Annotated in this window: 10 protein-coding genes; 2 read left to right on the forward strand and 8 right to left on the reverse strand. The window is 53.2% G+C overall.

What is annotated here, in order from left to right; genetic code table 11:
* Positions 1-18: 18 nt before the first annotated feature.
* Genes FFI95_RS08280 through FFI95_RS08310 form a run of 7 tightly spaced genes read right to left on the reverse strand, consistent with a single transcriptional unit; the run spans position 19 to position 8,775 of the window.
* A complete protein-coding gene (locus FFI95_RS08280; protein ID WP_144821952.1) occupies positions 19-1,845 on the reverse strand; it encodes a carbamoyltransferase family protein in 1,827 nt (608 codons plus the stop codon).
* On the reverse strand, positions 1,842-2,837 hold the full coding sequence (locus FFI95_RS08285) for a polysaccharide deacetylase family protein (protein WP_144821953.1): 996 nt from the start codon (positions 2,835-2,837) through the stop codon (positions 1,842-1,844). The genes FFI95_RS08280 and FFI95_RS08285 overlap by 4 nt, the downstream gene beginning before the upstream one ends.
* 50 nt (positions 2,838-2,887) lie before the next feature.
* On the reverse strand, positions 2,888-4,243 hold the full coding sequence (locus FFI95_RS08290) for a hypothetical protein (protein WP_144821954.1): 1,356 nt from the start codon (positions 4,241-4,243) through the stop codon (positions 2,888-2,890).
* 3 nt (positions 4,244-4,246) lie between these two features.
* Positions 4,247-5,125, reverse strand: coding sequence for a P-loop NTPase family protein (locus tag FFI95_RS08295; protein WP_144821955.1), 879 nt, complete (start codon positions 5,123-5,125; stop codon positions 4,247-4,249).
* Positions 5,125-6,696 (reverse strand): XrtA system polysaccharide chain length determinant, encoded by a 1,572-nt coding sequence (locus FFI95_RS08300; protein WP_144821956.1) that lies wholly within the window; start codon positions 6,694-6,696, stop codon positions 5,125-5,127. The genes FFI95_RS08295 and FFI95_RS08300 overlap by 1 nt, the downstream gene beginning before the upstream one ends.
* On the reverse strand, positions 6,696-7,334 hold the full coding sequence (locus FFI95_RS08305) for an XrtA/PEP-CTERM system exopolysaccharide export protein (RefSeq protein WP_144821957.1): 639 nt from the start codon (positions 7,332-7,334) through the stop codon (positions 6,696-6,698). Before FFI95_RS08305 ends, FFI95_RS08300 begins: the two co-directional genes overlap by 1 nt.
* Positions 7,335-7,368: 34 nt before the next feature.
* Complete coding sequence (locus FFI95_RS08310) at positions 7,369-8,775, reverse strand: TIGR03013 family XrtA/PEP-CTERM system glycosyltransferase (protein ID WP_144821958.1); 1,407 nt, start codon at positions 8,773-8,775, stop codon at positions 7,369-7,371.
* 284 nt (positions 8,776-9,059) lie between these two features.
* Here FFI95_RS08310 and FFI95_RS08315 point away from each other — a divergent pair, with 284 nt between their 5' ends.
* Positions 9,060-9,986, forward strand: coding sequence for an XrtA system polysaccharide deacetylase (locus tag FFI95_RS08315; RefSeq protein WP_144821959.1), 927 nt, complete (start codon positions 9,060-9,062; stop codon positions 9,984-9,986).
* 21 nt (positions 9,987-10,007) lie between these two features.
* Positions 10,008-11,006: an ExeA family protein gene (locus FFI95_RS08320; RefSeq protein WP_144821960.1), complete on the forward strand. Its 999-nt coding sequence runs from the start codon at positions 10,008-10,010 to the stop codon at positions 11,004-11,006.
* Positions 11,007-11,022: 16 nt separating this feature from the next.
* Here FFI95_RS08320 and prpD read toward each other — a convergent pair whose 3' ends face one another.
* Positions 11,023-12,507 (reverse strand): 2-methylcitrate dehydratase, encoded by a 1,485-nt coding sequence (gene prpD, locus FFI95_RS08325; protein ID WP_144821961.1) that lies wholly within the window; start codon positions 12,505-12,507, stop codon positions 11,023-11,025.
* Positions 12,508-12,543 lie beyond the last annotated feature (36 nt).

The raw sequence follows: 12,543 nt of genomic DNA on the forward strand, positions 1-12,543 counted from the left end.
CGTTACATCCTTGCCAGATCAGTGGACTGGATTGGGGTGTTTTACCAGAAACGGGCCTATCGCCAGATAATCCAGAGCTCCCTGCATAAAGGCCCTCACCGCATCGTCCGGTGAATTCACAATGGGTTCTTCATGCATGTTGAAGCTGGTGTTGATCAGGCTGGGTATACCGCTAAGTTTTTCGTATTCAACCAGTATGTCGTAATAGCCCGGATTCGCTTCCCGGCGTATCAGCTGTGGTCGTGCCGTGCCATCCACATGTACCGCGGCCGGGCAGTTCTCCCGCATAAACTCAGTACAATCAAAGGTAATCGTCATGAATTCAGCGGCGTGCTCTGCGCCTTTAATATTGTGATAGCACTTTTCCCGGGCCTCGTAGAGAGTTACCGGAGCAAATGGCATAAACTCCGTACGACCCAGGCGGTTATTAAGCCACTGGTTCACTTCAGGTTCGCGGGCATGATAAAGAATGGAGCGATTACCCAGAGCTCTGGGGCCATACTCCATGCGTCCGTCGAATCGGGCGACCACTTCGCCCCCATGAATCAGTGCAGCCACTTCTGCTGCCAGATGTTCAGGCCGGCGATATTGGAGGTTCTGAGCTTTCAGTGCTGCTTCAAGCTCTGTTTCAGAATAGTCTGGCCCCATATAAGCGTTGGTAATGGACGGTTTCACACCCCCCGGCCAGCTGTGATAAAGCGCAGCACCCGTGCCGCAGCCACCATCGCCCATATTCGGGTACACAAAGATGTGATTCACACCCTCTATCTCAAATATGCGCTGGTTCAGCTTTACGTTCGCAGTAACACCGCCAGAGAGCACAATCGTATCAATGCCAGTCTTTTGTACCCAGTAGCGTATGTAGTTGGTTGCCACTTCCTCCAGCACATACTGGTAAGCTGCAGCAACGTCGATTTTGGGAAACTTTGAAGCCAGATAGCGGGAGAAAAACACATTGTTCGCTTCATAGATTCTGAAATCTCCCGGTGTCTGCTGTATGCGGGAGAGCAGTACGTCGCCAAGAATCTGCGGATCGCCGTAAGAGGCCAGACCCACAATTTTGCCTTCATGCCTGCTGGGTTTGAACCCGAGGCTGGAGGTTACATGCTCATACAGAGTGCCAAGGGAGTTCGGGTATGGGAGCCCATGCAGGCGGTGAATTTTGCCATCACGGGCTTCACTGACCGAGCCGGCCAGCCCCGAGCCATAACCATCCAGAGTTACACATAAGGCGCGCTCATACCCACTGCACAGAAAGCTGTTGGCGGCATGGGACAAATGATGCTCCATGCGTTTAACAGGCCCGGTCCAGCCCCTTTCACTCAACCCCTGAACCAGTTCATTCTCCCACTGGCGGAAAGACTCTGTGGCACTTTCGCCCCAATGCCTGGAGGATTTCAGTGCGGCATTATTGGACGACAGTTTCTGGACCCCTGCCATGTTGTAGTAGGAATTGTGCAAAAAGCCCTTTTCCATAATCGCATTCGGATGCTCAAGGCCATGGATTGGCTGGTTCCGGTCAGGCACCCGACTCAGCGCTTCCCTGATCTGTGGGCCAAGGTCTGCAGGCTGAAATTCTTTTATAAAAGTCTTTTCGTCTTCCAGATTTTTTGTGAACAGTTTGTGTTCGTTTTCCCAGGTAAGAAACGGATAGCAGACCTGGTCAAAATCGCTCATGGAAAGCCCTGTGTATGACAGTGCTTTTTCCAGGGCGTGTCTTGGAAAGCCTGTTTGCTGTTTGGTTCTGGTAAAGCGTTCCTCACCTGCTGCAAACAGTATGTGTCCATCTTCCGCAATCGAGACGGTTGAATCCTTGTCCAGAGGGGATATCCCGAGCACCTTCATGCCATACTCTCCATATACGTGCGAATAGACGCAGGCGATGACGCTTGCCCACCTAATTTATTGAAGAAAAAATCAAAGAATTGCCGGAAGCTGTCCAGAAACGCCTTTAGCTGCGCCTCGTTCTGCACATACGAGGTGTTTCCAGGCACCACGCTGGGGCTGTGGAAGCTCCAGGTAAACGTGCGTACACCCTGTTTATAAAGCGCGTTAGTCAGTTTTATGTGTTCTGCAGGCGTGAACCCCTCCGGCGATAACATAAGCCGGTCAACAGCCCCGGCCCGGGCCAGAATGCCCGGTGCCCTGAGCCGGCGCAGTTTCTGTGCAGCTTCAAACAGTGGGATCGCGACAGGCTGCCCCCAGCCAATGAAACCGCCTGTGCAAGGGATCTCCAGAATAGGGGCATCAGTGCCGCCAAACCAGAATGGGTGTGCATCAAACCGGCGGTAGTCCGGTCCGCCATCACTCCGGGCATCCAGTGGCGGGCACACAGACAAATCTATACTGAACCCCAGATCCTGGAGGATGTCGGTGGTATTGGGACCGAAGCCATAGCGCCCTGCCTTGTAGGCAATCGGCGCCTGGCCGAAGTTCTGTTGAATCGTGTTGCTTAATACACGCAGTTTTTCGTGCTCGAGGCTTTTGGGAAGGTTGCCCGGGTACATATTGGAACGCGACAGTACCTCCTCCTGAGGCGGGTTTACCCAGGGATGCAGGTGGGCGCCGATTTCACACTGCCCCTTCTCTGCAAACTGCTTCAGTAATCCATAACCCCGTGGCTGGCTTGCCACGGGATAATCAATCACATAGCAGGGGCGGATGCCATACTCGTTAAAAATCGTCTGGACCCGGTCAATATGGGCCATCGCAGAAACCCGGTTGGCTTTCGCATCCGGTTCAGCGTTCCAGTCGAACTCCTCTTCGGTATCGATAACCACGATCAGCTGTGGCGGGGTTTCCGGTGGCAGCCTTATTTCCTTCCTTTGCTCAAACATGCTTCCATTCCTGGTTTTATTATTACTACGCAGTCCTTTCTGTCCGGTTCTCAACGCTGTCCGCTCATGGAGAAGCCACGACTCAGAATAAAGCGCAACTCGAACTGGTCCTGATCGTCTCTGGTTGAATCCGAACGCAGGTAAGACTGAATCAGTTGCACTCCAAAGCTCGTATTCTCATCAAGCTGCCGCATCCAGCCGGTACTAATCCGATGGATCTGTTCAACAATTACGTCGGCATCGTCATCGGCATCACCTTGCCAGCTATAACCAAAGTTCAATCTCTGAAGGTTGGTCAACTGATAGCCCAGGTTGACGCCGCCACGATACTCATGGCGGGTATTGCCTGTCCTCTGAGATTCCAGAAGCGAACCCTCTGCATACAACCCCAGACTGCAGCCATTACAAAGCCGCCGGTTCTGGTGGCTGATCCTTACAGAGTCTTTGACCACAAGTTCCCGTAACCGGATGCTGTCTGGCATAAAGGAAAAAGCCGGCGGCATATTCAGCGACAAATCGGTGGCGCTGTCAGACATGCTCCGGTTGTATTTCACAGCGGTACTCCAGTCAGTCGTCTCCCAGCTGCGCTCCACAAACCCGGTAACTGCGTCATAATCGCTTGTGCTGCCGCCGCCATAGTCGGTTTCAGCCCAGCTGCCTCCGGCGCCTATGCTGAAGCTTCCGTTTTCCAGCAGCAGGTTGTACACCAGTTGCGCAGAATCAATGGTAATGTCGGTGTCACGTTCATCAGACCAGCTTCGACTTACGTTCAACCCAGCTGTAGAGCGTGTACTCAGCCTTCGTGAGAACTCGCTACCTACCGTGTAGGATTCCTGGTCATTCAGGTCGCCTTCACCGAAGCTACGGCCCGCTTGCCCGAAAAATCTCAGTGTTGAAAGCTCCCCTGGATAAAACCTTACCCCAGCGCCCGCACTCAGTGTGTTTCGGGTCTCGTAACTGGACGGGTTCACCACAAAACCGGTATCGTCACGCACCGAACGGACCGTATGCCCCAGATTAAAATCAAAGCGACTACCAGGATCGAAATAGTCATAGCGGGACGCACCAGTAATAGAGCTGTTATCTGTTTGGCCTCCGTCTGCTGTATCGCGACTGGTTTCCAGCGTGCCTCCATACTGCAGAGCAAGGGCGTTAGCGCCTCGCTCCAGCGATCCGCCAATGCGACCAGAAACGCCGATACTGGGCTCTGTATTGGTATCAGTGCCAGTACCCCGGTCGGTCCGGGTGTGGGTGATGCCGGTGAATACCGAGGCTGATCCGGAAAGTGTTTTTACATCGTCACTCAGCCCCTGAGCGCTGGCCGCCAGCGACCAGGCTGCACACGTTACACCAAGACATAAGGTAATCAGGCTGTACTTTTTGGCATTCCCTGCTGTGCAGTCCATTGGTTACTCCTGAAAAATCAGGCCGGAGAATTTATCAGAATCCAGTGCATCCACTGACTCTGCTATGGTTTCTCCGGTCACTTCCCCGAACGGGACACCGAAGACGACCTGATCGGCAAATCGTTCAATAATCCTGGCTTCCGTATTTTCCCGGAAAGGCGGCACGTTCAGCACAATGCAACGATCCGGATAACGGGTCTGCAACTCAGTGATCAGCTCACGCATGCGAACCGACGCAAACAGTTCAACCGCCGACGATGCCTGGGTGCCCGCAGGAACCACTGACAGCCGCTCAATACCGCTTGGATAGAGGATCGAGCGGATGCTCAGGGTGTGATCGGACACAAAATCCGTAACGCCTTTGTCCATCGGGCTGGAAACCAGGCTGTCGAGCTCATCGTTATATGGGTCGCAATCCACCAGCAAAGCGGAGGTGTGAGAGTCCAGTGCAAGTGCCGTGGCCAGATTAAACGCTGTCAACACGCCTTCCGAACCGTTACTGCCCAGACTACTGAACATCACCGTAAAGCGGTCGCCGTGAGCCAGGTTTCGCAACTGAATGCGTAACTCCCGATACGCATCCATCACCTTCTTGTCCGGCATGCCGGAATAAATGATCTTCCGTTCACGCAGTTGCTCCCGACTCCATGGTCTGGGGTTGGCAATCAGTGACAGGGAGACAGACGAATCGTATAGCGTAGGGGGATGCTCATTATCGTTGCTGTCCACCCGGATCCAGTTCGGCCGGCCCTGCTCCGAATCGGCATAAGGACGCTCCTTGCGAAAGTTGTCCTCAACGCTGGCTTCACCCCGTTCACTCCCGGAACGACTGCGCTCGCCCTGGCTTTTGAGAAGCGCGTTGTATAGTTTGTTATCGTCCATCAATTACCCCCAAGCCCGGTTATTTCACCGGCTTTATTAACCAGCTGCTCCGGGGTAATGCCCAGGACACTGAACACCAGAATAGCAAGGTAAGCGGTCATGAAGACGGTAAGTACAACCAGAATCAACCAGACATCCTTGCGCAACAGCCGGTCTTTCCAGGTACTTCGGTAATGGGGAATCGTGGTTAATACAGAAATGCCAGCAGGCAATGCCAGCTGCAGTGTGCGTGGTGAGCGGACACGCTGATCAAACATGACCAGCAAAACGAGCAAGCCCAGCACCATGGCACTGCCCAGGAACGGTCCTGCAAGTCCAACCTGATAAAGCTGGAGGCCGTCCCATTGAGTCGGGTATGAGGCTGGCTCCTGGATTTTGTAGCTTACCCCCTCACCCTGCACATCCAGCGTCATGGATAACCGTGCTTTCTCCCGGCGCTGCAGCATGTCCTCGTATACCCCACGGGTAACATCATAATCCCGTGTAAGCTCTGATAGTTCTGCCTGGTTTTCCGCAACACGCTGAGAACGCTCAAACGCTTCATCAAGCAATCGCTCCAGCGAGGCCAGGCGATTTTTTTGCACTGCAAGCTGGGTTGTCTTTTCAGATAACTGGATTTTCAGGTTTTCGTAAACCGGGTTTTCCATCACCTCGGTCACACCGCCTTCTCTTGCGTCATCAGGCCGGGTCCGGACACGCTCTTCAAGATCGGCAATCTGACCCTTGATGCTTATAATGTCCGGATGCCGCTCGTGGTAACGCAGCAATAAAGAGTCCAGCTCCTGACGCATCGCAAACAGTCGCCGTTCAGCGGAAGACTTCCCTGGGTCTACAGTAATGCGGCGTACCGGCTGCTCCTGAGCGAGCTGTTTCTGCGTAAGCTCAACTTCCGACTCGGTCTGCTGAATTTCCAGCTTCAGGTTTTCAATATTGCGCCGCAGGTTCTCGATTCTGGACAGGACATTGCCTTCCGTACCGTCCTGGTTACCGGACTTAAACTCTTTCAGGCGTTGCTCCGCTTCTTCAAGCTGGCGTTGATAGGTTTTTACCTGTGAGTCGATGAACGCAAACGCGCCCTGGCTCTCGGAGCGCTTTTTACGTACTGTGCGCTCAACAAACCGGTTGAGTACGGCACTGAGTACCTGAAAGGATGTGTCAGGGTTGTCACTGGTATAACTCAGCTCGAGAAAGTTCCGGTTTGATACCCGAATCCCGATCTGTTTACGCAGACTGCTGATTTTTTCATTGCGGGCGGCGTCTGTCTCGCCGCCTTTGAGCAGCCCTGTATCCAGCGATATCTGCTCCAGAAAGGACCGGCTCTGCATCATCTCTCGAGCTTCGTTTATGCGGTCAAGCTGTGTCAGCTCTGCTTTACCCCGGAGCAGTGGCTCAAGAATATTCGACTGGTCGGCGTATAAAACAGCCTGGGAGGTGTAGCTTTTTGGTGTTACATAGCCCAGCGTCAACACCCCGGCCGTCACCACCATAAATATGATGACCGCTGCCAACCTGTACCGGTAAAGCTCTAGCTTTACCGCCCGGAGGGTATCAAGAATGAACTGTATATCCATCAGAGTTCGCCCCGGAACAGTTGCTTACGTGGAACGCTGATCACGTCACCCGGCTGCAGAGCATGATTGGTCATCATGTCGCCATCACTGAGAATGGCGTCCAGATCCAGACCAAAACTCTGGTACTCACCATCCAGTTGGCGGTGAAGTACAGCGCGGTTATCAGCGGCAAAATCTGTAACACCTCCGGCCATGAGCACAATGTCCAGAACAGTCATTCCCGGCTGAAAGGCCACAGACTGGGGTGATGCAACCTGCCCGGTAATACGGATACGGTTTCTGAACTCCTTGCTCAGGGGGCTGGTGACCATCACCGTTACCTCCGGGGTGCGGATAAACTCGCCCAGCGTGTCGCTGATTTCCGATGCCAGCTGCTCCGGCTCTTTACCTTCAGCTTTGACATCACCCATTAAAGGCATGGAAATAAAACCGTCCGGCCGTACCACGATAGACTGTCCCAGTTCAGGGTTACGCCATACATGGATAGCAATGGTATCCCCCACTCCGATTTCATAAGGCTCACTCTCCAGCTCGGATACCGGAGGCATCTGGGCAGACGATGGCAACCCGGAGCAGGCAACCATTAGCAATGTAATGCAAGCGACTACTACAGCCTGAATAAGCTTGGTGATACTCATAAACACTCTCCGCCTTTTTGTTCTTTGTTTTCGGTTACCGAACGCCTTTGCCCAGAAGAATGACTTCCACTGTCTGAATCATTATCAGGAAATCCATCAACAGGCTGTGATTTTTAGAGTAATAAAGATCGTATTCCAGCTTCCCCCGGGCGTCTTCAACAGATGCCCCATAAGGGTATTTAAGCTGCGCCCAGCCCATTAAGCCAGGTTTCACATAATGTCGGGTATCATAAAAAGGAATCTTTTCTTTCAGCTCCGCAACAAACTCGGGCCGTTCCGGGCGCGGTCCTACAATGCTCATTTCGCCTTTAATTACGTTATAAAGCTGTGGTAACTCGTCTAACCGGGTGTTGCGTATGAAAGCGCCGACCCGGGTCACCCGGATGTCATTCGCAGAGGCCCAGCGGGCTTTGCCATCTTTTTCAGCATCCTGCCGCATGCTGCGGAATTTATAGATGCGAAACTCTTTGCCAAGCACACCAACCCGGGTCTGGCTGTAAAGTATGGGCCGCCCGGTTTCCAGATATACCGCAAGTGCGGTGAGAATGATGAACGGGAACGTGATCAGCAAAAGCGTAAGGCTGATTAACAGATCAAGGGCACGTTTGGCCAAAGCCCGGGTCTTTGAAGCTTTAAACCCGTCAGAAAAAACAATCCATGAGGGATGGACCATATCCAGTTTGGCTTTTTTCAGTTCCCGCTCATAGAAATCTACGCCGCTGGTTACTGCAATTCCTCGCAACTTGCACTCCATCAGATCCGGAACCGGCAGCCACCCACCTTCTTTGCGACGGCGCTCCTGCTGCGCAATCACAATTTCGGAAATCCGGTTCTGGCGGCAAAACCTGTACAAATTACTGGGTGTAGGCAGCAAGTTGTCCGCAGCAACCGCTCCCTCCGGTTTCTCTGCAATACAGCCTATAATGCGAACCCCCAGAGCCCGCATGTTTTGCTCGTACTCATCCAGCAGATTGGCGGCAAAGTCACCGGCACCAAAAATTACCACACGCCGGACCAGCTGTTCCGAGTCGACGACCCGAAGAAACAGAAGCCGCATCACAATCACGATGATGGAGGCGGCAATAACCGCCCAGAACAGATTTGTGCTGCCGGGATTGGCAGAGGGAAAAACCAGATAAAGCAGCTTGAGCCCTATTCCGCCAACAAAGCAGTAGGCAACCAGGGTGCGGAAGAAAAGTGCTGAAGTGCTTTCATAAACCATGACCAGATAGCCGCCCATGGCAAGGGTTCCACAACTCAGAATGAGCGCAAACAGAATGGCGGACAGAAAATTGGTATCAACGGAGGGATAACCCACGCCTGCCAGCGTGAGCAGCAGCGCAAGAAAGGAAAAAATGGCAAATAATACGAGAAACTCCAGCGCCGCCAGCACCAGATAGGGAGTATGAAGGTAATGCGTTCTGAACCGTATATACGACACGTCGAACTTCCTTGTCGTCCGCACAGATACCTGCGCCAGACCAACTGCAAATGTTCCGGCAGCCCACGTTCAGACTTCTGCTGAACGACCCCTAACCACCGGTTCTTTTTTTTATTTATGGCCTATTCTGTACCGATAAAAACTTAAACTCAACATATTGTATCTTGCTGTAACATAAACTTACACTAGATTGACAGTGAGTGCGAATCACAGACCACAATAATTGTATTTATGCGCTGTGTGAGCAAAACTTAACCAAATGGAATGACTGGGAAGGAGTACCCATGCCAGGCTCGGACGCACGACCAAGAAATACAGGACAATCCCCCCTGCACGCGATGAGTATAGACGTGGAGGATTATTTCCACGTTGCTGCACTTTCCAATGTGATCCGGCCACACCAGTGGGACAGCCTCCCTTCCCGGGTAGAGCAGAATACCGAACGCCTGCTCATGCTGTTTGATAAGCACCAGGTTAAGGCGACCTTTTTTGTGTTGGGGTGGGTAGCCGAGCGATTTCCCGCGCTTGTGCGAAAATTATCCGATCATGGTCATGAAATCGCGTCTCATGGATACAGTCACCAGTTGATTTACAACCAGCCCCCTGAAGAATTCCGGCAGGAGACACTTCGCTCCAAAGCCCTGCTTGAAGACATCACTGGCACGGCCGTGGAGGGTTACCGTGCAGCAAGTTATTCTATAACCCGACGCTCTCTCTGGGCTCTGGATATTCTCAGCGAAGCGGGTTTTACCTGGGATTCAAGCATTTTCCCTATACGCCACGACCGCTATGGCATACCGGACTCGCCGTCTGCACCCTATTCAATTGAAACCGCCAGCGGTGCCGTTATTCGTGAGTTTCCACTGACCACCGCTCATATTATGGGGCTTTCAATACCTGCGGCCGGGGGCGGTTATTTTCGCCAGTTTCCCTACCCGCTGTTTCGCTACTTGTTTTATAATGCTTCAGGGTCTGGCGCCCGGCCGCAGATGTTCTATCTGCACCCCTGGGAGATTGACCCGGGGCAGCCCCGTTACACTAACGCAAGCTGGTTTTCCCGTTTTCGCCACTACACTAACCTGGATCGATGTTATGGGCGCCTTGAGCGCTTGCTGGGAGATTTCAGGTTCGGAACTGTCAGCGACAGCTACAATACTTATGATCCGGACAAAACTCTGCTGCGCAGCGATCAGATGGTTCGCCTTGCCTGATCCAGGAAACAGGAACTGACTATGTATCTCGAGTTTTTTGGTCTTCACAGACATCCGTTCCGCATCACTCCGGAAGACGACTTCATCTACATGAGCAAGCAGCACTCACGTGCGTATGTGTACATGTCGTCCGCAATCTGGAGCTCGGAAGGTTTTGTGGTTGTCAGTGGCGAAATAGGGTCCGGCAAGACAACCCTGTTGAAGAAAACCCTTCGCAATCTCGATGGCAACCTGAAGTTAATCAATATCGCCTACACCAACCTCGAATCCAGAGACTTGTTTGGTCTGATTCTGCACAAGGCGGGTATAAAAGCGACTACAGAAAGCAAGGTTTCTATGCTGTTCCAGGTGACAGATTACCTGGAGAAAATGGCGGCCGCCGGTACACCGGTTGTCCTGACAATTGATGAAGCACAGAACCTTACCCGGGAAAACCTGGAGGACATCCGGATGCTGGCCGGGATGGAAAGTATGAGTGGTCCATCCATGAGGGTCATTCTGCTTGGGCAACCAGAGTTGAAGCAGGCTGTTCTGAGTATTCCTCAGCTAGCCCAGAGAGTGAAACTTTTTTTCCATCTCGAAGGCCTCACACTTGAAGAAACCACCGAGTATATTGAGCATCGGCTTCTGGTTTCCGGTCACGGCAGTAACAAGCTGTTTGATGCTGATACGGTCCGCCAGATACACAAACTCAGCCGGGGTATTCCACGGCTGATCAACAAACTGTGCGATGGCATGATGATGTGCGCCTACGCCGAGGACAGGCCGTTCATTGACCCCCATGATCTGAAGGATATCAGCAGGGATTTGTTGGGGGATGGGGACGAGGTGCCCGTGGTAAAAAACACGCCCGACCCGGACGATTTCGGCGCTGCAACCAGTGCCCTGCTGCGCATGGCAGAAGCACTTGAGCGCATTGATAACCGGCTGGCGACGATTTTTCCGGCTGGGCAGTCAGCCCGAAGAAAAAGCGTAGGTGCGGGGGACAATGTTAAGCCACTGTCCCCCGGGGGCAAGTAAGTCTGTGTTTGCCGGATCAAATGACAAACATACTCACGAAATCATGAACCGGCATTTTTTCCAGTTTTTTCTGGCTGTCACACACAGATATTATCTGATCGCACTGTTGCTCCGGAAAGCGTGATTCCAGATTGGCCCGGAACTTGTCTGCAAGCAGCGGGATGCTTTCCTCTCTGCGCCTGCGATGGCCAATCGGATACTCCACAGCAATCTGCTCGGTACTTGAGCCATCCTTGAAGAATACCTGCAGGGCGTTGGCAATCGAGCGCTTATCCTCCTCAAGGTATTCACGGGTATACCGCTCATCCTCAACCACTTCCATTTTCTCTCTGAGCTGATCAATGATGGGGTTGGCTTCGTGAAAGCTGTCCTCATAATGCTCAGCCACCAGATCTCCGAAAATCAGCGGCACGGCCGTCATGTATTGCAGGCAGTGATCCCTGTCTGCCGCATTCGACAGCTCACCGACTTTGGAAATAATACGAATGGCAGATTCATGGGTGGTGATCACGATCCGGTCAATGTCATCCAGACGGTTCCGTACCTCCGGGTGTAACGTTACGGCAGCTTCTGCCGCTGTCTGGGCGTGAAACTCCGCCGGAAAGGACACTTTGAACAGTATGTTCTCCATCACATAAGAGCCAAACTCCTGCGGTATTGAAAACTGCCGCTTGTCTCCCGGCTTCAGCGCCTGGTCCTTGTTGGTTTTACTGAACAGCACATCGTAGAAGCCCCATTGGGGCGCAGTCAGGGCACTGGGGATGCCCATTTCACCCCGCATGGCAATGTCTGCAAGGCGAACAGCCCGGGAGGTTGCATCCCCGGCCGCCCAGGATTTCCGGGAGCCCGCATTGGGTGCGTGACGATAGGTTCGCAGCGCCTGCCCATCCACCCACGCGTGGGAAAGTGCGGAAAGCAGCTGCTCACGGCTGGCGCCCATAAGCCTGGCGGTAACCGCTGTTGAGGCAACTTTCACCAGCACTACGTGGTCCAGACCCACCCGGTTGAAGGAGTTTTCCAGCGCCAACACACCCTGAATTTCGTGGGCCATCACCATGGCTTCCAGAACGTCACGCATCGTAATCGGGTCTTTACCCTCGGCTACGCGCCTCTGCGACAGATGGTCGGCCACCGCCAGGATGGCGCCCAGGTTATCTGAGGGATGTCCCCACTCGGCCGCCAGCCAGGTATCGTTATAATCCAGCCAGCGCACAATACAGCCGATATCCCAGGCTGCTTTAACCGGGTCCAGTCGAAACGACGTTCCCGGCACACGGGCGCCATGGGGCACAACAGTACCTTCCACCATCGGCCCGAGATGCTTGGTGCATTCAGGAAAGCGCAGCGCCAGCAAACCGCACCCGAGGGTGTCCTCCAGGCACAGGCGGGCGGTATTCAGCGCTTCCTTACTTTTCACCCGATACGTCAGAACGTAGTCTGCAATTCGCTGCAGAACGTCATCGTAGTCGGGCCGCTCGTTAAGATCGAATGTTGCAGACATCTTGTTTCTCCTATCCGGTTTACGTTTACAGGTAAC

It is taken from the genome of Marinobacter piscis (genome assembly GCF_007671655.1).
Lineage (GTDB): Bacteria > Pseudomonadota > Gammaproteobacteria > Pseudomonadales > Oleiphilaceae > Marinobacter > Marinobacter piscensis.